15 protein-coding genes are annotated in these 21148 nt (G+C 69.6%); 6 read left to right on the forward strand and 9 right to left on the reverse strand.

Annotated features, from left to right (window positions below):
• Positions 1-193 precede the first annotated feature (193 nt).
• Genes murJ through ABD989_RS05315 form a run of 3 tightly spaced genes read right to left on the reverse strand, consistent with a single transcriptional unit; the run spans position 194 to position 7357 of the window.
• A complete protein-coding gene (gene murJ, locus ABD989_RS05305; RefSeq protein WP_345312684.1) occupies positions 194-3829 on the reverse strand; it encodes a murein biosynthesis integral membrane protein MurJ in 3636 nt (1211 codons plus the stop codon).
• The gene (locus ABD989_RS05310) at positions 3826-6300 is read right to left on the reverse strand and encodes a DUF6049 family protein (protein ID WP_345312685.1); all 2475 of its coding nucleotides are present in this window, start codon (positions 6298-6300) and stop codon (positions 3826-3828) included. The genes murJ and ABD989_RS05310 overlap by 4 nt, the downstream gene beginning before the upstream one ends.
• A complete protein-coding gene (locus ABD989_RS05315; RefSeq protein WP_345312686.1) occupies positions 6290-7357 on the reverse strand; it encodes an NUDIX hydrolase in 1068 nt (355 codons plus the stop codon). The genes ABD989_RS05310 and ABD989_RS05315 overlap by 11 nt, the downstream gene beginning before the upstream one ends.
• A 71-nt stretch (positions 7358-7428) precedes the next feature.
• On the opposite strand from ABD989_RS05315, the gene ABD989_RS05320 reads away from it, so the two are divergent.
• From ABD989_RS05320 to ABD989_RS05330, 3 genes are all read left to right on the forward strand, one after another.
• Positions 7429-8898, forward strand: a complete 1470-nt coding sequence (locus ABD989_RS05320; RefSeq protein ID WP_246993088.1) for a CCA tRNA nucleotidyltransferase — start codon at positions 7429-7431, stop codon at positions 8896-8898.
• A 10-nt stretch (positions 8899-8908) separates the two neighbouring features.
• A complete protein-coding gene (locus ABD989_RS05325) occupies positions 8909-10000 on the forward strand; it encodes an aminotransferase class V-fold PLP-dependent enzyme (protein WP_246993086.1) in 1092 nt (363 codons plus the stop codon).
• Between the two features lie 76 nt (positions 10001-10076).
• On the forward strand, positions 10077-10445 hold the full coding sequence (locus ABD989_RS05330; protein WP_246993083.1) for a hypothetical protein: 369 nt from the start codon (positions 10077-10079) through the stop codon (positions 10443-10445).
• A 9-nt stretch (positions 10446-10454) separates the two neighbouring features.
• Here ABD989_RS05330 and ABD989_RS05335 read toward each other — a convergent pair whose 3' ends face one another.
• Both ABD989_RS05335 and ABD989_RS05340 read right to left on the reverse strand, forming a co-directional pair.
• On the reverse strand, positions 10455-11879 hold the full coding sequence (locus ABD989_RS05335; protein WP_345312687.1) for a DUF222 domain-containing protein: 1425 nt from the start codon (positions 11877-11879) through the stop codon (positions 10455-10457).
• Positions 11880-12002: 123 nt separating this feature from the next.
• Complete coding sequence (locus ABD989_RS05340) at positions 12003-13301, reverse strand: MFS transporter (protein ID WP_345312688.1); 1299 nt, start codon at positions 13299-13301, stop codon at positions 12003-12005.
• A gap of 74 nt (positions 13302-13375) precedes the next feature.
• Between ABD989_RS05340 and ABD989_RS05345 the strand changes: the two genes are divergently transcribed.
• Positions 13376-13963, forward strand: a complete 588-nt coding sequence (locus ABD989_RS05345; protein ID WP_345312689.1) for a YqgE/AlgH family protein — start codon at positions 13376-13378, stop codon at positions 13961-13963.
• 1 nt (position 13964) lies between these two features.
• Positions 13965-14603 (forward strand): DedA family protein, encoded by a 639-nt coding sequence (locus ABD989_RS05350; RefSeq protein WP_345312690.1) that lies wholly within the window; start codon positions 13965-13967, stop codon positions 14601-14603.
• A 32-nt stretch (positions 14604-14635) separates the two neighbouring features.
• Here ABD989_RS05350 and ABD989_RS05355 read toward each other — a convergent pair whose 3' ends face one another.
• From ABD989_RS05355 to ABD989_RS05365, 3 genes are read right to left on the reverse strand one after another with little or no spacing between them, the layout of a single operon-like run.
• On the reverse strand, positions 14636-15448 hold the full coding sequence (locus ABD989_RS05355; protein ID WP_246993070.1) for an SDR family oxidoreductase: 813 nt from the start codon (positions 15446-15448) through the stop codon (positions 14636-14638).
• 49 nt (positions 15449-15497) lie between these two features.
• Positions 15498-16493 (reverse strand): bile acid:sodium symporter family protein, encoded by a 996-nt coding sequence (locus tag ABD989_RS05360; protein WP_345312691.1) that lies wholly within the window; start codon positions 16491-16493, stop codon positions 15498-15500.
• The gene (locus ABD989_RS05365) at positions 16493-17029 is read right to left on the reverse strand and encodes an SdpI family protein (protein ID WP_345312692.1); all 537 of its coding nucleotides are present in this window, start codon (positions 17027-17029) and stop codon (positions 16493-16495) included. The genes ABD989_RS05360 and ABD989_RS05365 overlap by 1 nt, the downstream gene beginning before the upstream one ends.
• Before the next feature lie 62 nt (positions 17030-17091).
• Here ABD989_RS05365 and leuS point away from each other — a divergent pair, with 62 nt between their 5' ends.
• Positions 17092-19938: a leucine--tRNA ligase gene (gene leuS / locus ABD989_RS05370; RefSeq protein WP_345312693.1), complete on the forward strand. Its 2847-nt coding sequence runs from the start codon at positions 17092-17094 to the stop codon at positions 19936-19938.
• A 126-nt stretch (positions 19939-20064) separates the two neighbouring features.
• Here the strand turns inward: leuS and ABD989_RS05375 are convergent, their stop codons facing one another.
• The gene (locus ABD989_RS05375) at positions 20065-21129 is read right to left on the reverse strand and encodes a DUF2804 family protein (protein ID WP_345312694.1); all 1065 of its coding nucleotides are present in this window, start codon (positions 21127-21129) and stop codon (positions 20065-20067) included.
• Positions 21130-21148: the final 19 nt, after the last annotated feature.

Raw genomic sequence — 21148 nt, forward strand, 5'->3', positions numbered from 1 at the left:
TCTCCTCGAAAACCGCGCCGGGCAAATTCTGAGCAGTGTGAATGTCAGAAGCAGGCGAAGATTCGTCCGAATGGAGGACCATGCTGGATCTTCTGCCTCGCCCGCGATGTCGCCGGTGCGCCGCGCTTCCGCGACAAACTCGGTTACGTCCTCGGTCCGCCCGGATGGACTCCGGCGCGCCGGCCGGAGCCGGTCACGACCGGGTGAACGAGATCTGCTTGATGATCGCCTGATACAGCCCGTCGTCGTTCCCGGGCAGTGCCGTGATCCAGATCAGCAGGTAGCCCGACTTCGCCGGCGCGTCGAGCGTCAGCGTGGTGGTGGTCTTGTCGACCTTCCCGCTGCCGACCACCGACGTGCTGTTCAACGCGGGCTTGGCCCTGTTCGCGGTCCGGATGTCGACGGCGAACCCCGGCGTCGGGGTGCGCACCTGGATCTGCGAGACCGAGGCACCCTCGGGCAGGCGGAACATGAGCCCGATCCCGTCCTTGAGACCGCCGTATGCGGCCAGACCGCGGTACTGCGACGTCTTCCACGCCGGCGCGGCCCCGGTCAGCACGTTGCCGACGTTCGCGGCGGCCGTGGTGTCGGGTTCGCCCTCCGGATCGAAGACGGTGACCCCGAGCGGCGTCACCGGGACGCTCTTCCCCGGCGACGCGGGTGCGGAGGACGTGTTGTCGGGCAGGAAGGCGTCCAGATCGTTCGGATCGTCGCCGCTGAAGGCGTTGGTCAGCCACAGCACGAGCGCGACGATGACGAACAGGACGAACAGTCCGGCGCCGATCAGCAGTGCCCCGTTCCGTTTGCCCGCCTCACCCTCGCCGAGCAGCCGTTCCTTGCGGGTGCGGCTGAGCGGGGCCACCGACACCGGAGTCCGGTCGTCGGCGACGCGAGGAATCACATCGGTCGCGAGGTCGACGACGGTCGCCTGGTCCAGGATGTGCTGCACGGTGCCGGCGGTGCGGATGCCGCCGCCGCCCTCCAGTGCGCGCGTGGCCACCGCCGAGATCTCGAACGGGATCTCCGGGTGCACGCGCACCGGCGGCACCGGCCGGTCGGGGTCGCTGCCCCGCGTGTCCGGGTCGGCGATCGCCAGGCCGCCGATCGGGTCGGTGCGCTGTGCGGTGGTCATCACCGTGCGGCCGGTCTCGGCGTCGAGCGGCCAGCGATCGAGCAGCAGGGCGTAGAGCACCGCGCCCAGACCGCGCACGTCGGAGGCCCGGTCGTCGCCGGACAGGACGGCCGGGAAGGCCAGGACGGCGTCGCCGTCGATACTGACCCGGATGCGGTCCGGGTGATCGATCGACAGTGCGGCCCCGGCGCGATGCGCGGCTTCGGCACCGGCGGCGAGGGTGCGTACGGCGCGGGCGGCACCGGTGGCGGACGGGTTGGCCTGCGCGGCGTCGGCCAGCGACGTTCCGGGGATCCACTCGGTGACGACGATGCCGCCGGACGCGCCGCGGATCACATCGAGAACGCGGGCCACACCGGCGGTGTGCAGCTGCCCCAGGCGACGCGTGCGGTTCAGAATGGCCTGCGGACCGTCGGGCGCCGTGTCGCGGTCTTCCGGCCGGTACGGCGGAGCGAGCTGATCGGGGTCGACGAAGGTCAGGCCCACCTCGCGGTTGAGCTGGCCGTCGTGCGCCTGCCAGAACTGGAGACCGCGTGTGCCGCCGTGCGGCTCGAGCAGTCGGTAGCGTCCGCCGGCGATCGCCGCGCCCGCGACCAGTCGGGGTCCGCGCGGCTGCGCGGGCGAAGTGTCGGTCATCGGGGGTCGTCCTCGTCCGGGCGTGGCTGGTGGCTTGGGCAGGTCGGTGCGCGTCACCATCTGCGACGGCAGGGGGCGGGGATCGGCGCCGATGCGCGGAATCACGGTGGTCTCCCCGGCAGCGCCACCGCTGGTCACCGCGTACTCCTGCCAGCTGGCGGAACCGCGGTCGAACCGTCGTCGAACCTCGACTTGGCCGGAGTACGGGAGCGCCTCGTCCGGATTGATCCGCGGGAACTGCACCGTCATGGTGGTGGCGTCGCGCTGGTCGTCCGCGTCCGAGCTCGACGGCGTCGGTGCCAGCGCCGGAATGAACCGGCCGACGAGGCGCATCACCGCGTTGCTGATGGTGACCATGTCCGGGATGCGTAGGGCCACCAGCAGCAGGTAGATCACGCCGAGGACCACGATGCCGGTGATGGCGAGGTACGCGACCGAGCCGATCTTGCCGGCCTGGGTGGCCATCGCGGAGAACCGGGTGAGTCGCGCGATGCCCCAGACGGCCGCCGTCACGGCCAGCGAGACCACGATGGTGAGCGTCGTGGTGCGCGCCAGGTGTCGCATCTTCGCGTCGCCCAGGCGTCGATACAGCAGGTAGTGACCCACCAGGGCGCCCACCAGGTACCCCAGACCGTTGGAGAGGGCGAGCCAGCGCACCACCAGTTCGGGGTCGGAGAACAGCACCGGACCGAGGAACGACGCGGCGACCTTGACGACGGTGATGCCGAGGACCATCAGGGTGGGGGTCCAGGCGTCCTCGCGGGCGTAGAAGACACGCAGCTGGACGAGGGTCATCGCGTACGGGATGAGGGTGAAGGCGCCCCACGCCAGGACCGAACCCAGCTGGGCGGCCTGCCCCTGGTCGAATCGGCCGAAGTTGAAGACGGCCACGCCGAGGGCCGGCCCGAAGAAGGTCATGTAGACCACGGTCGGCACCAGTGCGAGCATGGTCAGCCGGGTCGCCAGCGACATGTCGTCGATCACCGCGTCGGTGTCGTCGGCGGCAGCGTTGCGCGACAGCCGCGGCATGATCGCGGTCAGAATGGTGACGCCGAGAACGCCGTACGGGAGCTGCAGCAGTTGCCAGTGCGTGGCGTAGACGGAGATGCCCGAGTCGGTGGCCGAGGCGGCGATCCGGTAGGTGATCACCATGCCGACCTGCAGGATGAGCACGTACGCCACGATCGCCACGGCCATCCCGCCGAAGCGACGGAGCCGGTCGTCGATCCCCCACTGGAGGCGGAGCTTGATTCCGGCGCGCTTGAGGTACGGCAGCAGGATGCCGGCCTGGATCACCACGCCGATGGTGGTGCCGACGCCGAGGACCAGCAGCTTCGGGTCGCTCATCTTGACCGGGTTGAGGGTCAACTCGCCCGGCATGACGTAGAACAGCACCAGCGTCGCGATCTGCACGACGTTGTTCAGGACCGGGGCCCAGGCACCCGGTTTGAACACGTTCTTCATGTTCAAGATGGCCATGAACAGCGCCGACAGGCCGTAGAACAGGATCGCGGGCAGCAGGAGGTAGGCCAGCGCTGTGGTCAGCTGTCTGTCGACCTTGCCGTCGCCCACGTTGAGGAAGGTCAACAGTGGCGCGGCGATGACCGCGATCACGGTGGCCGCGCCGAGAATCACCACGGTGAGCGTGAAGATCCGATTGATGAAGCCGGCGCCGCCGTCGGAGTCCTCCATCTCCGCGCGCACCAGGACCGGGATGACGATCGCGGTCAACACCGCGCCGAGGACCACCTCGGCGATCATGTTCGGCAGTACGTAGGCGGCCTGGAAGGCGGACGACAGGGCGCCGCCGAGCATCGCCAGAACCAGAACGGTCCGCACGAAGCCGGTGATGCGGCTGACGAGCGTGGCGACGGCGATGGAGCCGCCGGTCCGCATCACCGAGGCGTCGGAGTCGTCGACTCCCCCGTCTCGCTGGGCGCCTTGGGCCGCGGTCTCCTCGGCGAGGATCTCACTGCTGGCGAGCGCGTGGGGTTCGGGCGCCTCGGCGAGCGGGCCGGACGGCCGCGGGGATCCGGGCGGGCGGTGTCGATCTGCACTCATGAGTCGTCCTCCCGGTCGCTCGTGGGCGGAGGCAGTGGCGCCTCGGGCTGCTCGCGGGCCCGTTCGACGCGCTCGGCGTAAGGAGCGGAAGCGACGCGGAGCGAATCGGCGTCCGGCTCCGGTCGGTCTTCGTCGGCCGGATCCGGTTCGCCCCGGAAGCGGTGCCAGAGGCGTCGTGCCGTCAACAGGACGAGGGCGACGCCGGCGGCGATGGTGATCCAGAACAGCGGCTTGCCGTAGGCGTTGGAGTAGATGGAGAGGGAGATCGGTTCGCTGAGCGGGACGCCGGTGGAGGTCAGCATCGAGATCTCGACGGTGGCGCGCTCCGAGGTGGAGGCGCGCGTCGGGATCTGGATCTGCCGGGTGCCCAGCGGCGGGATCTCCTGCACGCCGACGTCGCCGACGTTGAGAGCGTCCGGCGCCTCGATGTCCATCTGGACGCGAATGGGCAGCGCGAGGTCGTTCCGCACGATCAGCAGCAGCGGACTGCGCTCGGAGGCCAGCGTGTACCGGCCTCCGGGGTCGAGCAGCGCCACCGACTGTTTCATGCGATCCAGTGTGGTGGTGACCGCGGTGATTCGCATGGACCGCGCCGCGCGAGTCTGCTCCAGGGTCTGCGACTGCGGGGTGGCGATGGCGCGGAGCGCGTCCTCGCGCAGCGGCGCCAGGTACGACTGCGGGGTCGCGGTGACATTGGGCGAGCGCACCAGGGAACCCTCCAGGGCGCCGGTGACGCCCTGATTGCTCCGCACCATCGCCGCGTCGGCCGCACTGATCGGGAAGCCTTGCGCCACCAGGGGTTCGACGTCGCCCGGTGTCACCAGCTTCGCGGCGTTCGACGCCGCGGGCAGCTGCTCGGACAGGGTGCGCAGGCTCAGCGGTTCGGCGGTGCCCGAGGCCAGCAGCAGATCGGCCGCGTTGAGCAGGCTCATCGCGTCGTCGACCGTCGGTGACCAGTAGGTCGGCGGCATCACGAAGGCGCTGCGCCCGGTCAGGGGACCGGGGCCGTCGCCGTTCTCGGAGTCGGGAACGGTCAGCATCGGGAAGGCCAGGGCCGCGACGGCGGCTTGGCGGCGGGTGACGGCGGATTCGTCGTTGAGTGTGGGCTGCTGCCAGCTCGGCAGGATCGACGGCACCACCGGTGCGGTGCCCGCAGCGCCGAGCGCCGCGCTGATCGGCACCTCGTACGACTGCAGTGCCACCGGTCCGGAACGGTAGCGACCGGCCTCGTCGGGACGTTCCGGCTCGAGCGACGACGAGGCGACGGCGGCCTGCAGATCGTGCGTGGACAGGACGGTGCGGCCGGCCTCGGACAGCGTGCCGACGGCTGGGATGGCGATCCCGCGCAGCGATTCGACGTCGAGCAGTGCGTCGACGATGTCCGAGGCGCCGGTGACCGCCACCGTCGACAGGCCGGCGTCGTCGATCGTCGCCAGGGAGTCCAGGCCGGCCTGCGCGAACGGCAGAGCGGTGATGCACAGGTCGTCGGCGATCGCGCGCAGCTTGGCTAGCCAGTCCGTCGCCGCCTCCTGGCCGGTGCCCGGACTACTCCCCGACGTCGGATCGGCTGGATCGTCGCTGACTTCGTACCCCAGCGTCATGCCGTGGACGGTGACCAGGAGATCGGGGTCGACGGCGACGCAGAGCGTCTCCGCCACGCGCGAATCGACACCCTCGCGGACCTTCTCCAGGGCCTCGAGTTGGGCGCCGAGGCGGCCCTGTGGGGCGAGGGAAGCCGCGAGTTGATCACTGATCAGCCGCACGGGTTCGGTGCCGCCGCCGAGCACTCCGGGCGCGAGCTGCGGTGCCGCCGCCAACGGCCAGATCATGGTGAGGGCGGCCGGTGCCGAGGTGTCCGGTGCCAGCGAGCCGTCGCGGCCGAGTCGTGAGTCGCTGCCGTCGCCGGCCGCGCCGGTGAACTCGGCGGCGCGTCGGGCGTCGGCGGGCAGGGAGACCACCGGCAACTGCGTGCGGGACTGCGCCAGCTGGACGGCGCCGCCGGATTCGGGCACCCCGCTGGCGGTGATCTGCAGCGGATAGACGCCGGTGGTGTCGATCTGCAGGCCCTCCGGTCCGCTGACCGGGGCGGTGAGCTCGAACTCGGCGCTCTCCCCCGGCGCGAGGGTCTGGTCCATGGTCTGCGGTGCGGTCTGCACCGCGAAACTCGACGGCGGCGCCATCAGCGAGGTCCGCAGGGCGACGGCGGTCCGCACCAGCGGACCGCGCTGCAGCCGGAACTGGAGGTTGTTGATCGGCCGGTCGAAGGTGTTGGTGAGGCGACCGCGCACTTTCACCTCGTCTTCGCCGGCGCTGGTGACCGACGACGGGGTGAGTTCGGTGACGGTCAACGTCGCGTAGCGGGGCTCTTCGGCGTGGGCGGGTGCCGCCAGGAACGGTGCCGCGGACAGACCGAGCACCAGCAGCACGCTCGCCAGCAGGGCGGCCAGATGCCGCGCGAGGTCAGCCCGCACCGTCGGTACGATTCCCGGCTCCCCCGCGTCGCGGTCGACGGCGTCGCCGTCGGGGCTTGGCCGGCGGCTCGTTGCGGCGCTGATTGCGGGCTGCGGCGGCTTTCTCATAGTCGTTCGGCTCGGTGCGATTGGCCTCGGCTTCCGACTGCGCCAGCCGAGCCGGGTCATCGCGGAGTTCCTCGATGACCTTCTCGGCGGTGCGGGCGAGCCGTCGCTCGTCAGAATACGTGAGCCGACGCGGCAGCTCGCTCAACGGCACCCACGCCACGGCGCTCACTTCGTAGTCGCCGTCGCAGAGCTCGCCGCCGGTGTAGCGCAGCAGGTAGTGGTGCACCGTCTTGTGGATGCGGCGCCCGTCGCTCACGAACCAGTAGTCGATCTTGCCGAGGGTCGCCACCACGGTTCCGCTGACGCCGGTCTCCTCGGCGATCTCCCGGATCGCGGTGGTCTCCGCGGTCTCACCGGTCTCGATGTGCCCCTTGGGCAGCGACCACATCATGCGTCCGCGACGATCGATCCGGCCGATGAGCACGGCCTTCAACTGATCGAACGGGTCGTGCAGGTTCGACAGCACCAGACCGCCGGCCGACGTCTCCCGCACGGTGCGCAGTCGCTGGGCGGGCTGCTGGCCGTTGGTGCCGCCGGTGTTGGTCCGCTGATGGGTCTCGGCGGTCTTGCCGCCGGCGGGGCTCGCCGGTTTGGTCGACGACCGGGACGCACTGTTCGGACGCCGGCGGGTGGGCGGCATGGCGGCCGGGGTGCCGGCTTCGCTGCGCACGCGCGGGCCCGCCAGATCCGACGGTTTCGGGCCGGTGGGTGCCGACGGCTTCTTCTTCTGGTTCTGCGAGTTCTTCTGGTCGCCGCCGTTGTCGCGGGCCGCGTCGCCCTGGCCGGTGGTGGACGGGACGGCCGCGGCGTTCTGACCGCCGCCTTTACCGCGTCGACGACCGCGTCGACGGCCCCTGCGCTTGGATCGGGACCGGGGGGTTTGGCCGTCGGCAGATGCCGGACCGTCGTTCACGACGTCCGGTCGGCTCACCGACGACTCAGCAGACACACTACGACTCTATCCGCTCGTTACCCACCGTTAGCTCAAGCGACCCGGCAGGCTCGGTAGGCTGGCATGTCATGACCGAAAGTGCTGCCGCAGATGCCGCCGTGATCGCGGCTCGAGCGGAGCGACGCGCTCGGCTCCTCGCCGCCGCCGCGATCACCCTGCGCGACCTCGGCGACGTCCTCACGCCCCTCGCGGAGCTCTTCACCGCGCGCGGGCACGAGCTGTACCTGGTGGGCGGCAGTGTGCGCGACGCCGTCCTCGGGCGCTTGGGCGACGACCTGGATTTCACCACCGACGCCCGACCCGAGGTGATCGCCGACATCCTCGACGCGTGGGCCGACGTGATCTGGAAGACGGGGATCGAGTTCGGCACGGTCAGCGCCGCCAAGGGCGACCAGACCATCGAGATCACCACCTACCGGGCCGACGTCTACGACCGGATCAGCCGCAACCCGCAAGTCACCTTCGGCGACACGCTGGACGGCGACCTGATTCGGCGTGACTTCCGCATCAACGCGATGGCGGTGAAGCTCGCCGCCGACGGCAGCCAGGAGTTCGTCGACCCGCTCAACGGCATGGACGATCTGCTCGCCGGCATTATCGACACCCCCGCCGCGCCGGAGGATTCGTTCCACGACGATCCGCTGCGCATGCTTCGGGGTCTGCGGTTCGTCTCCCAGCTCGGCTTCACTCTGTCGCCGCGGACGTTGGCGGCCACCACGGCGATGGCCGGGGAGATCGACCGCATCACCGTCGAACGCATCGCGGTGGAGCTCGACAAACTGCTGTGCGGCGAGCACCCGATCGAGGCGATCGACCTGCTGGTGCAGACCGGGCTGGCCGAGCGGATCATTCCGGAGATCCCCGGCATGCAGCTCACCATCGACGAACACCACCAGCACAAGGACGTCTACCAGCACTCGCTGACGGTGCTGCGGCAGGCGATCGAGCTGGAGGAGAACGGCCCCGATCCGATCCTGCGCTGGGCGGCGCTGCTGCACGACATCGGCAAGCCGGCCACGCGCAGGCACGAAGACGGCGGCGGCGTCAGCTTCCACCACCACGAGGTGGTCGGCGCCAAGCTCGTGCGCAAGCGGATGCGGGCGCTGAAGTATCCGAAGGCGACCGTCGACGACGTCGCCCAGCTCGTTTTCCTGCATCTGCGCTTCCACGGCTACGGCGAAGGCAAGTGGACCGATTCGGCGGTGCGCCGGTACGTGACCGACGCCGGTCCCCTGCTCGATCGCTTGCACAAGCTGGTGCGGGCCGACTGCACCACGCGCAATCGGCGTCGTGCGCGTCGCCTGCAGGAGACCTACGACGACCTCGAGCACCGCATCGCCGACCTGAAGTCGGCCGAGGATTTGGATCGGGTGCGCCCGGACCTGGACGGCAACGCCATCATGGAGATCCTCGATCTCCCGCCGGGCCCCGAGGTCGGCGAGGCGTGGCGCTTCCTCAAGGAGTTGCGCCTGGATGCGGGACCGCTGTCCCGGGACGACGCAGCCGCGGCATTACGCCAATGGTGGGCACAACGGTAGATTCGAGAGTATGTACTGCAGCGATCTGGGCGAACAGTGGCATGCCGCGCGAATCGAGCCGACGATCGCGCACCTGGACTCCGCCTCGGCGGGCCGTGCGTCGCGCGCGACCATCGACACGATCACCGCGCACCTGTGGCGCGAAGCCGAGCGCGGTTCGTACGTCGCCGCCGATGAGCAGGCGGAGCAGCTGGCGCGGGGACGCCGCGATCTCGCCACCCTGATCGGACATCTGCCCGAGGAGCTCTCGTTCCGGGACAGTGCACGGACCTGCCTGCGCGCGCTGCTGAACAATTGGAACCTGCCGCTCGCGGCCACCGTCTGGGTGGCGGTCAACGAGTTCGGTCCGAACCTCGACGAGTTCGAGCGCCGCGGCATCGCCGTGCGGACCATGCCGTCGGCGGACCGATACGGGCATGTCGATACCGACGCGCTGGAGAACATGCTGCAGTTCGAGCAGCCGGACTTCATCCACGTGTGTCAGGTCGGCTCGGCCAGCGGCGTGGTGCAGCCGGTGATGGACATCGTCGAGGTGGCCCACAATGCGGGCGTCGCGGTGGTCGTCGACATGGCGCAGGCCGTCGGGCACGTCCCCACCGTGACCGGGGCCGACATCGTCTACGGCACCTCTCGCAAGTGGCTCACCGGGCCGCGCGGCGTGGGTTTCCTCGCGGTGCGCGGCGACGCGATCCGTCCGGTGGAAGTGGAGTCGTCGGAGGCCTACGTGGCCGGCGGTCTCGGTCTGGGACAGGCGGTGGCCGACCTGCAGGCGTTCGGTCAGCAGCGGGTGTACCGGGAGTTGGCGAAGATCGGTCAGATCACGCGGGAGCGACTCGACGGCATCGGTTCGTGGGAGGTACTGGAGCCGATCGACGAGCCGTCGGCCCTGGTGACCCTGGCGCCGCCCCCGGGCTGGCAGGCCAGTGACGTCGCCACCGCGCAGGTCGCGCTGCGCGAGACGGGCATCCTGGTGACCGCCGCGGAGTCGTGGCGCGCACCGTTGGCCGGCGACCAGTCGTTGCTGCGCATCTCGCCGCACCTGGACGTGCAGCGCTCGCAGCTCGACGACCTCGCCGCCGCCATCCGCACGATGGGCTACTGACGCCGGATCCGTTACCCGGGGACCCGCCGTCGGGCGTGTCGCGGAACCGTGCCGGGGCGCCGAGCGTCTAACCGGTATGGACGGCCTCGAGTACTTCTTCGGCACCGGCGACGGCACGCTGTCGACGTGGCACAGCCCGGCGGATCTGGATCTGGATCACGACGGCACCCTCGACGCCGTCGCGCTGGATTTCGACGGTGACGGTCTGCGCGACGATGCGATGTGGGACACGGATGCCGACGGCGTCGCCGACCGGGCGATGCTCGACCTCGACGACGACGGCATCGCCGAAACCGGCTTCACCGACTCGGGGGCCGGACTGTGGGAGCTCCCCGCCACCCTCGGCCGCCTGGAGATCGACGACGACGGCGACGGCCTGCCCGATCAGGCCCTGGAAGACACCGACGGCGACGGTCGCGCCGACCGGGTGGTGCCGTTGTTCTGAGCACTGCGGTCAGAACGGCGGTTCGCTCTCCGGATCCATCGTGAGTCGGGTCGCAGCCCGGCCGGCTGCGCGCGCGTCGAGCTGTGTCTTGGTCAGGTGCGCTTCGGCCGCCCGCCGTCGTGCCGCGTTCGCGTTCCGCTCGGCCCGGCGTCGTGCGTGCTTGGCCTCGGTCCGCGTCAGCCCGCTCGCCCGCTGCGGCCACTCGTCGACGCTGCCGGTCGCGATCCCGGTGGCCGACGGCTCGGCCAGCTGGTGCCGGCACCGCAGCTGCGCGAGCCGCGGCATCAGCCACTGATTCGGCGCCAGGGCTTCGACGGTCTGCCCGCCCGGAGTGGTGACGGCCGAGTGATACCGGCCGTCGGCGTCGATCCAGAGCTCGTCGACGAAGCCTTCCAGGCTGGTTTTCAACAGGTGATGGAAGCGACACTTGGGAAGTAGAATGCAAATGCAAGTAGGGCCGCCGCGGTCCGGGCAGATGTTGTCGAACTCGGCCACATGGTCCAGATCGCAGGCGAAAGCCGCCCGTTCACACCCCGGGATCGAGCACGTTCCCCACAGGAACCGGGCGAGGAGATCGACGAGCAGATTCGGCCGATACGGATCGCTCGGCAACGCCGTTCTCGCGATCAGGAACCGCGGCTTCAACGCCGATCCGGGCTCGGATTCGCTTGCGGCAGTGCCATTCTCACGATTTTCCGGATCAGGGTGTGCGTCATCGGCCCGGCACTCGTCCGGGCTGTCGGGGCGGGGTCCTTTTCGATGGACCGCCGCCTCGTCGAGGTCGTCGCCGATCTGCGCGGCGGCAGGATCGGGTTCGAGGAGATCGTCGAGGCGGTGTTCGTGAATCACCGCATCGTCACGCTCGGCGATCTGCCGCACGTGATCACCCGAGATCGGCCCATAGCCGTCGAGATACCCGCACTGATCACCGCCCGCGAGGGTCGCGGCGTCGCACAGCACATGCACCACGATCCGCGCCGCCCGAGCATCGAGCTGCGGCTCCGCGATCTGCGCGGTGCAGCCGTCGCTCTCACACAGGCAGGTGAACGGCTTGCGCTGCAGCAACGCGATCGCCGCGTCCGAACGCGCCTGCGCCTTGGTCCGCGGGTCGTCATCGCAGCGACCGGCGATCACCGCGTCCAACATCTGCCAGACCAGACGCACGTCTTCGGCGGTCGCGGTGACCGACAGCTGCGCCGTCGCCGTGGCGATCTTGTGGAAACGATCGTGATCGATCAGCCCGGACCGCATGGTGTCGTACACCTTCGGCAGCCGGTCGCGCGCGCAGAGAGCGTCACCGAGCAGGCGATGGGCGGCGTAGTTGGTGGTCCGCATGCTCAGCTGCAGTTCCAGCGCGGTCTGCACTTCCAGATCCAACAGGGAGTGCTGCGTCGCCACCGGGTTCGGACTCTGCGCCAGCAAGCGATCGAACATCGACATCGCGTACTGGAACTGCAGCCATTCGAGCTGGCACCGCCGCAGCGAAGTCCCGCCGAGAGGTTTATTTCACGATTCCTGGAGAGACTTTCCCGACCGGGGTGGGGGCGCGTGACCGGCTCATCGAACGGGTTGGACGTCGACCGGTGTCTCGAGTCGGGTGGGGACATGCCGGGGATGCATCAGCGTCACGCCGATCGCGGCGAACAGATAGAGGCCGGCGGCGAGGATCACCAGCATCGGGTCGATGCCGTCGGCGGGCAGGACGGTCGCCGCCAGGATCATCGCGAAGACGAATGCTGAGTTGAACAGGCCGTCCTGCACGGCGAAGACCTGGCCGCGATAGGTATCCGAGATATCGGCCTGCATCGCGAGGTCGCCGCACAGTTTGATGGTCTGGCCGACCAGCCCGAGCAGGAGGGCGCTGACGATGACGGTGATCCAGGTGATGTGCGCCAGCATGGCTTCGGCCACGACCGCCACGGCGAGCGAGGCGACGATGGTCCATCGTCGACCCAGCCGGTGGACCGCGGCGGGGGTGGTGAACGCGGCGACCAGGGCGCCCAGCGCCACCCCCGCACCGATCACCGCCAACGCCCCGACGTCGTGCCCGCGAATCGGCCCGAGGTCGGCCGAGCGCACGATGAGCAGGAGCATCAGGGTGTTGATGCCGAAGACGAACCGGTGCACCCCGATCGCGGAGAGCACCACGGCGACCGTCCGCGTGGTCGCGGCGGCGCGCAGGCCGTGCCCGAGGCCGTGGGCCATCGCGTAGACCGCGTTGTGCCCGGCGTCGTCGGGTACGTCGGGACCGAGGAAGCGGCGGGGAAAACCGACGGCGATGCTCGCGGAGATGAGGGCGATCGCGGCGCCGGCGAGCAGCGTGGCGGCCGAGCCGGCGTTGTTGGCTCCGAAGACGGCGCGCAGGCCCACCGAGATCAGGGTGCCGCCGGCCAGTAGCCCGGCGCCCAGGGTGGTGAAGAAGGCGTTCATCTCGATCAACACGTCGCGGGGGGCCACATGCGGGAGCGCGGCCGAGAGGCCGGAGGCCACGAATCGGCTGCAGCCGGTCACCAGTAGCGCTGCGACCAGCACGAAGCCGTCGGGTGCGCTGGTGCCCATCGCGAGAGCGACCAGCGCGATGGCGATCGCCCGGAGCACGTTGACCCAGACCAGGACTCGGCGTCGATCCCAGTGGTCCAGCAGGGCGCCGGCGAACGGGCCGACCACCGAATACGGCAGCAGCAGGACCGCGAACCCGAGCGCGACGGCCATCGGATCGGTGTGGCGGTCCGGGTTGAACAGGATCGAGAACGCGAGGGCGGCCTGGAAGGCGCCGTCGCTGAGCTGGCTTGTGAGCCGCACCAGCAGCAAGCGCCACAGACCGGGTGAATGCCCTAGCGCTCGAGTGAATCCCACTTATTGAGCCTACCGATCTCGCAGGCGTCGGGAGGGCGGAGACGACTCGAAGATCGCTGTGCCATGATTGGTTGGTGACTGGCGATGATTTTCGCGATCCGGCGCAGGTGGGACCGGGTTCGGTGTTGATCGCGTCGACGACGTTGACCGGTCCGACCTTCGCCCGCACGGTCATCTATGTCATCGAGCACGATGAGCACGGCACGCTGGGTGTCGTGCTCAACCGCATGAGCCAAGCCGCCGTCTTCAACGTGCTCCCCGCCTGGTCCGAATTGGCGGCGTCGCCGCGCGCGGTCTTCATCGGCGGACCGGTGCAAGCCGAGTCGGCGGTGTGTCTGGCGGTGGCTAAGACCGGCATCGATCTGGCGACCCAGCCGAAGCTGCACCAGGTGCGCGGCCCAGTCTGCATGGTCGATCTCGATGCCGATCCGGAAGACCTGGAACCGGTCCTCACGGGCCTGCGCATCTTCGCCGGTTACGCCGGCTGGGATGCGGGCCAGTTGGCCGACGAACTCGCCGAGGGCAGCTGGTTGGTCGCGCCCGGCCTGCCGTCGGACCTGCTGGCGCCGGCCACCGTCGACGTCTGGCAGGCCGTTCTGCGCAGGCAGGATTGGCCGCTGCCCCTGTTGGCCACCTACCCGATGGATCCGCTGACCAACTGACATGGACGAGATCTCCGACTGGTTGACGTCGGTCGTCGACATGGCACCGGCGTGGGCGGTGTATCTCGTCGTCTGCTGCGTGGTCTTCCTCGAGACGTCGGTGCTGATCCTCGGCCTGATCCTGCCCAGCGAAGCGGTGCTGATCGCGGCGGGCGTGGCTGCCGCGATCGGTCAGCCCAACATCTATGTGCTCATCGCCTGCGCCTGTGTCGCGGCCCTGTGCGGCGACATGACCGGCTATGCCCTCGGCCGCTATTCGGGGCCGCGGATCCAGAACTCGTGGGCGGGCCGCAAGTTCGGTGCCGAGCAATGGATACGCGCGGAGGAGCGCGTGCGGCACAACAGCTACGTCACGGTCCCGGTGGGACGCTGGATCGGTTACGTCCGAACGCTGGTGCCGATCGCCGCCGGCATGTCCGAAGTGCCCGCACACCGCTATGCACTGGCGACCTTCCTCGGCGGCAGCACGTGGGCCACGTGTGTGCTGCTCCTCGCGTACGTGCTCGGTGCCACCGTCGGAGTGCAGTTGATGGGCGTCCTGGTCATCGGGCTGATCGGCGCGGCCGCGGTCCTGGTGCTGGTGCGATGGCTGGTCCATCGCGTCCAGGTCCGTCATGCGGAATCGGGTCGGCTGCCGTAGTGCTGCGGCGCGGCTTCCGCCGTGCGCGCCGATCAGCCGAAGGTCCGCCGCTGATAGGCGGACCGACCGGAACCGGTGGCGGCGACCTGATCGGGCACCGCTCGACGCAGCACCGCATCGCGCAGCGCCTGCGGAAGAAGGCCGGTGACCGCGACCAAGGGGCCGATGTACCCCGGCACGGTGGTGACGAACCGCGGTGCCGCGATCACGTCGACGACGGTCCGCGCCACCTGCTGGGGCGTCAGTAGTTTGGCCGCGCCGGTCGCCGTCCCGACGGCCAGCTCGGTGTCCACGACGCCCGGCAGGATCGCCGAGATCTGCACGCCGCTCCCCCGCAGTTCCTCGCGCACGCCGGTCAGGTAGCCGAGCACGGCGTGCTTGGTCGCGGCGTAGGTCGACTCCCCCGGCGGCGAGAGTTTGGCGGCCGCCGACGCGATGGTGACGATGTGGCCGCGGCCGCGGGCGGCCATCTCGGGGGCGACCAAGCGCACGCCGCGGATCACGCCGATGACGTTCACGTCGAACATGGCGGCCGTGGCGGCTTCCGGTTCGTCGTCGAACGGCCCCACCCACATCACGCCGGCGTTGTTCACCAGGACGTCGATCGGTCCGAGATCGGCGGCGACGGCGTCGAGGAACCCGCGGTACGACGCCTCGTCGGTCACGTCCAGCGGATAGCCGCGGATGCCCAGGTCGGCGGCGGTCGTGGTCGCCTGATCGAGGTCCCGGTCGCCGATGGCCACGCGGGCGCCTGCGGCCTGTGCGGCGGCGGCGATCTCGCGACCGATACCGGCGGCGCCGCCGGTCACCGCGACGACGAGTCCGTGCAACTGTGAGGTTCCCATCGTCTCAGCCTCGCACAGCGGTCCGACGGGGCTGATCCCACGGGGCCGCTCAGGCGGCAGGCGCCGGCTCCGGTTCCGACTGCCGCCCGTAGCGCGTGGCCAGCCAGGAGCACAGGATCAGCTGCACCTGGTGGAAGATCATCAGCGGGAGCACGATCAGGCCCACCGATGATCCCGCGAAGAGCACGGTGGCCATCGGCAGACCCGTGGCCAGCGACTTCTTGGTGCCGCAGAACTGGATGGCGATGGTGTCCTCGCGCGAGAAGCCCAGGCGTTTGGGCAGCCATCCGGACAGCATCAGCATCACGATCACCAGCACCGTCGCGATGATCGTCATCAGAACCACCTGCCAGGCGCTCACCAGCGACCACAGGCCCTCGCGGACGCCCTCGCTGAATGCCACGTAGACCACCAGCACGATGGAACCGCGGTCCACGTACTTCGTCGGTTCGGCGTAGCGCGCCAGCCACGGAGCCACCCAGGGGCGGAGCAGCTGACCCACGATGAACGGCAGCAGGATCTCCAGCATCAGCTTGGTGATCGACGCCCCGGAGAACTGCACGCCCGAATCGGTGCTCATCAGCCCCACCACCAGCAACGGCGTCAGGAAGACGCCGAGCAGGTTGGAGACCGAGGCGCTCACGATGGCGCCCGGGACGTTGCCGCGGGCGATCGACGTGAACGCGATCGACGACTGCACGGTCGACGGCACCAGCGTCAGGTACAGCATGCCCATCGACAGATCGGCACCGATGAGGTGCTTGAGCAGCGGCGCGAGCACGAAGCCGACGATCGGGAACAGGATGAACGTGAAGCTCAGAATGGTCAGGTGCAGGCGCCAGTGCGTGAGGCCTTCCAGCGCTTCCCGGGGATGCAGCCGCGTGCCGTACAGGAAGAACAGCAGCGCGATGGCGGCGATGACGACGTAGTCGAGCACCTCGGCGAAGACACCGGTCGCCGGGAGAAAAGCGGCGACGACCACCGCGAGCATGATGGAGAGAACGAAGCCGTCCAGCGGCGACTTCGCCATGATTCTGCCGAACATCAGCGCCCGCTGGTGCTGCCCGATTCGGAGGAGGCGGCCTCGGATTGCGGCAGGCACATGCCGCTCAGTGCGCAGGATCCGCAGCTCGACTCACCGCAGTCGGCCGCCGCGGCGGCCTCCCCCGCGGCGTCGGGCGCAGCCGCGTCGTCGGGCGTCGAGGAGCAGCAATCGCTGCTGCAGCCGCTCGACTCGACGGGTTCGGCGACGGTTTCGGCGGCCCGCACGGCCACGCCGCTCACCACCGAGATGGCCAGCAGGCCCAGGAGGATGCCGCCGAGGGCGTAGAGGAAGCCCCACGAGTTGACCAGCGCGAGCGCGCCGCCGAGGGCTGCCGCCACACCGCCGCCGAGGAAACCGGGAGCCGCGACGCGGTGCGCCAACACCCACGCGCGCTCGGAACGGATCGTCTCCGGGGTGCGGACTCCGACCCACCGATTGCCGGGCAGCTTCTGCGCCAGCCCGGCCGCGCCGACGACGATCCACAGCGCGGCGAGCGCGAACGCGAGGACGGCGACGATCAAGGAGGCGGCATACACGCCCCCAACTGTACGACCGAGGCGCTGTGCGAGCGACATCGGCGAGGATTTACCCTGGTCGGGTGAGCATCGCCGACAGCACCCCGGGACATCGTTACACCGCACAGATCGCCGGTGACATCGAATCGCGCTGGCAGGAGTACTGGACCACCGAGCAGACCTTCGCGGCCCCGAACCTGGTGGGGCCGCTCGCCGGTGACTTCTCCGCCTTCTCCGGTTCGGACGCGCAGGCGCCGGACAAGCTGTTCGTCCAGGACATGTTCCCCTACCCGTCCGGGGCCGGCCTGCACGTGGGCCACCCGCTCGGCTTCATCGCCTCCGACGTGTATGCGCGCTTCGCGCGGATGACCGGACGCAACGTGCTGCACACGATGGGCTTCGACTCGTTCGGTCTCCCGGCCGAGCAGTACGCGGTGCAGACCGGCACGCATCCGCGGACCACCACCGAGGCCAACATCGAGCGGTACCTGCAGCAGATCCGCCGCCTGGGTCTGGGCCACGACGAACGACGGCGCGTCGCCACCACCGACGTCGACTTCTACCGCTGGACGCAGTGGATCTTCCTGCAGATCTACAACTCGTGGTTCGACGCCGAGCAGGGCAAGGCCCGTCGGATGTCCGAGCTGATCGCCGAATTCGATTCCGGCGCACGGACTCTGAACGACGGACGGATCTGGTCCGAGCTGGATCAGGCGGCCCGCCGCGAGGTGCTCGACTCGTACCGCCTGGTGTACCTTAGCGATTCGCTGGTCAACTGGTGCCCGGGACTGGGCACCGTGCTGGCCAACGAGGAGGTCACCGCCGACGGACGCAGCGAGCGCGGCAACTTCCCGGTGTTCCGTAAGAACCTGCGCCAGTGGATGATGCGGATCACCGCGTACTCCGACCGGCTGCTCGACGACCTGGACCTGCTGGACTGGCCGGACAAGGTCAAGACCATGCAGCGCAACTGGATCGGCCGCTCGCACGGTGCGCGCGTGCAGTTCCCGGTGCCCGGCGGCGCCGCGATCGAGGTCTTCACCACGCGTCCGGACACCCTGTTCGGTGCGAGCTACATGGTGCTGGCGCCCGAGCACGAGCTGGTCGATCAGCTGGTGGCCGAGCAGTGGCCGGCCGACACCGACGCGCGCTGGACGGGCGGCGCCGCCGACCCGAAGGCCGCCGTCGCCGCCTACCGGGCGTCGATCGCCGCGAAGAGCGACCTGGAGCGGCAGGAGAACAAGGAGAAGACCGGCGTCTTCACCGGTGCCTACGCGACGAACCCGGTCAACGGGGAGCAGCTGCCGGTCTTCATCGCCGACTATGTCCTGATCGGCTACGGCACCGGCGCCATCATGGCGGTGCCCGGGCACGACGAGCGCGACTACGAGTTCGCCGGCGCCTTCGGCCTGCCGATCCGCGAGGTGATCGGCAGCGAGGCCGGTATCGCCGAGGCCGCGTTCACCGGCGACGGACCGCTGGTCAATTCGGGTTTCCTGGACGGCATGGCCGTCGACGATGCCAAGGCCGCGATCGTCGAGCGGCTGGAGGCCGACGGCGCCGGAGAGGGCACCGTCCAGTTCAAGCTGCGCGACTGGCTGTTCGCCCGTCAGCGCTACTGGGGCGAGCCCTTCCCAGTGGTCTACGGCGAGGACGGCGCGCCGGTGGCGCTGCCGGAGTCCATGCTTCCGGTGGAACTGCCCGAGGTGGCCGACTACGCGCCGGTCTCGTTCGATCCGGACGACGCCGACAGTCGTCCGTCTCCCCCGCTGGCCAAGGCCACCGAGTGGGTCACCGTCGACCTCGATCTGGGTGACGGTCTGAAGACCTATTCGCGGGACACCAACGTGATGCCGCAGTGGGCCGGCAGCTCGTGGTACCAGCTGCGGTACATCGACCCGACCAACCAGGAAACGTTGTGCGCCAAGGAGAATGAGGCGTACTGGATGGGTCCGCGGCCGGAGCTGCACGGTGCGAACGACCCGGGCGGCCTGGACCTGTACATCGGCGGCGTCGAGCATGCGGTGCTGCACCTGCTGTACTCGCGCTTCTGGCACAAGGTCCTCTTCGACCTCGGCTACGTGACGAGCCGCGAGCCGTACCGTCGCCTCTACAACCAAGGCATGATCCAGGCCTACGCCTACACCGACGCGCGCGGCGTCTACGTCCCCGCGGAAGAGGTCGTCGAGCGCGACGGCAGGTTCTTCTACGGCGACGAGGAGGTGTCGCAGGAGTACGGAAAGATGGGCAAGTCGCTCAAGAACTCCGTGGCGCCGGACGACATCTGCCGCGACTACGGTGCCGATACGCTGCGGGTTTACGAGATGTCGATGGGTCCGCTGGATCAGTCGCGCCCGTGGGCCACCAAGGACGTGGTGGGTGCGCAGCGCTTCTTGCAGCGCGTCTGGCGACTCGTGGTCGACGAGGAGTCCGGCGCGGTGCGCGTGCAGGACGTCCCGGCGACCGACGAGACCCTGCGGGTGATGCACAAGACGATCGGCGGCGTGCGCGCCGATCTGGCGGCGCTGCGGATGAACACCGCGGGCGCCAAGCTCATCGAGTTCACCAATCACCTCACCAAGAGCTACCCCGGCGGTGCACCGTCCGAGGCGGTGGAGGGGCTGATCCTGATGCTCGCTCCCCTGGCCCCGCACCTGGCGGAAGAACTCTGGAATCGCTTGGGGCACAACGCTTCTCTGGCGTACGGCCCCTTCCCCGAGGTGAACGAGGCGTACCTCGTCGAGGACACCGTGGAGGTTCCGGTTCAGGTGAAGGGCAAGGTGCGCAGCCGGATCCAGGTGGCGGCCGACGCCGACGAAGCCACCGTGGTCGCGGCCGCCCTCGCGGACGAGAAGATCGCCGCACTGCTCGACGGCGAACCGCGCAAGGTGATCTACGTGCCGGGCAAGATGGTCAACGTCGTCCCGTAACCGCCGACCCCCGCCCGCCCGCCGAGCGTGTCGCGACCCTGTTGCCGCCTCGCGCTCCGGGCTCCGGCGGCGACCCGCTGTCAGGGTCGCGACACGCCGGGGCGGGGTGGGGTCTGCGGGGCGGGGTCAGAGGGTGATGCGCTTCTGCTCGCCGACGCCGAACATGCCGTCGACGTTGAGCGAGGCGTGCTCGGCTTCGATGGCGCCCTCGTACCAGCCGTACGGCGCGTAGTACTCGGCGAGCACCTTGCCGGGGCCGACGTGCATCGTCGACCGTACGGTCGGCGTGAAAGTGATGTCGACGGCGCCGGAGGCATCGCGGATCAGCCACTTGCCCCACGGTCCCTGCGGCCGTTCGACGGTCACCGGCGGCAGGCGGTGCAGCTGATCGCCGATCCAGATCGCGTTCTCGTTGAACTGCGCCGGGTCGAGGATCTGGTTGTGCGTGAGGTTGAAGCCCTCCACCACGCCGGCGGCGTTGCGGCGGGCCGCGGTGACCCAGTCGTAGCGCATCGGTCGGGGATAGTCGCCGTGGTGGTCGTCGAGAATCGCGAAGCCGCGGTCCTCGGCGAAGCCCACGTGGTCGCCGCCGATCACCAGGTTGCCGGCCATCGGCATCATGACCTTGTGCGAGTACAGGGCACGGTCCGCGCTGAACGGGTGGACCACCACCAGGTGGGCCGCCTCGTCGGGGCCGCAGCGGCCGGTCACGTGCAGGCCCATCGAGGGCAGGTCGCGCTTGCCGGGGTGGTGGGCGTCCACGTCGAGGCGCCCGCGATCGAGGTGATTGCCCACTTCGACGCGGAAGTCGGCCACGCGGCCGCGCGACGACGAGCCCAGCAGCCCGCGGGCCACCGACAGGGTCGGCGGCGGCATCTTGACCTGCCAGCGCGTGAGGGTCCCCGCATGCTTGTTCACCGCGATCACCTGAATCAGGCCCAGGGCCTTCGCGTTGTACACCGCGCCGAGGACGAACCAGTCGTCGTCGCCCAGTTGGAAGGCTTCCCACTCCTTGAGCCGCATGTTCCGGTTGGCCCGGCGCAGCGGGTGGAACCGCTGGTCGGCGCCGCCGACATCGAGCGGGTTGATGATCGGGATGGGGCCGTCGTAGGTGCCGAACTGGTACTGGCCGTCCACCACGAGGGCGGGCGGCGGCGCGACGGGCGACGGGGGATACACGGGAATGGACATCGGATACGAAGGTAGCCGG

The sequence above is a fragment of the Gordonia alkaliphila genome, assembly GCF_039542465.1.
Classification (GTDB): Bacteria; Actinomycetota; Actinomycetes; order Mycobacteriales; family Mycobacteriaceae; genus Gordonia; species Gordonia alkaliphila.

Excerpts from the sequence above, each read along its gene's own strand:
- ABD989_RS05320 (WP_246993088.1), top strand. The coding sequence starts at position 7,429 with ATGACCGAAAGTGCTGCCGCAGATGCCGCCGTGATCGCGGCTCGAGCG.
- ABD989_RS05325 (WP_246993086.1), top strand. The coding sequence starts at position 8,909 with ATGTACTGCAGCGATCTGGGCGAACAGTGGCATGCCGCGCGAATCGAG.
- ABD989_RS05350 (WP_345312690.1), top strand. The coding sequence starts at position 13,965 with ATGGACGAGATCTCCGACTGGTTGACGTCGGTCGTCGACATGGCACCG.
- ABD989_RS05360 (WP_345312691.1), bottom strand. The coding sequence starts at position 16,493 with ATGTTCGGCAGAATCATGGCGAAGTCGCCGCTGGACGGCTTCGTTCTC.
- ABD989_RS05335 (WP_345312687.1), bottom strand. The coding sequence starts at position 11,879 with ATGTTCGATCGCTTGCTGGCGCAGAGTCCGAACCCGGTGGCGACGCAG.
- ABD989_RS05330 (WP_246993083.1), top strand. The coding sequence starts at position 10,077 with ATGGACGGCCTCGAGTACTTCTTCGGCACCGGCGACGGCACGCTGTCG.
- ABD989_RS05375 (WP_345312694.1), bottom strand. The coding sequence starts at position 21,129 with ATGTCCATTCCCGTGTATCCCCCGTCGCCCGTCGCGCCGCCGCCCGCC.
- ABD989_RS05355 (WP_246993070.1), bottom strand. The coding sequence starts at position 15,448 with ATGGGAACCTCACAGTTGCACGGACTCGTCGTCGCGGTGACCGGCGGC.
- murJ (WP_345312684.1), bottom strand. The coding sequence starts at position 3,829 with ATGAGTGCAGATCGACACCGCCCGCCCGGATCCCCGCGGCCGTCCGGC.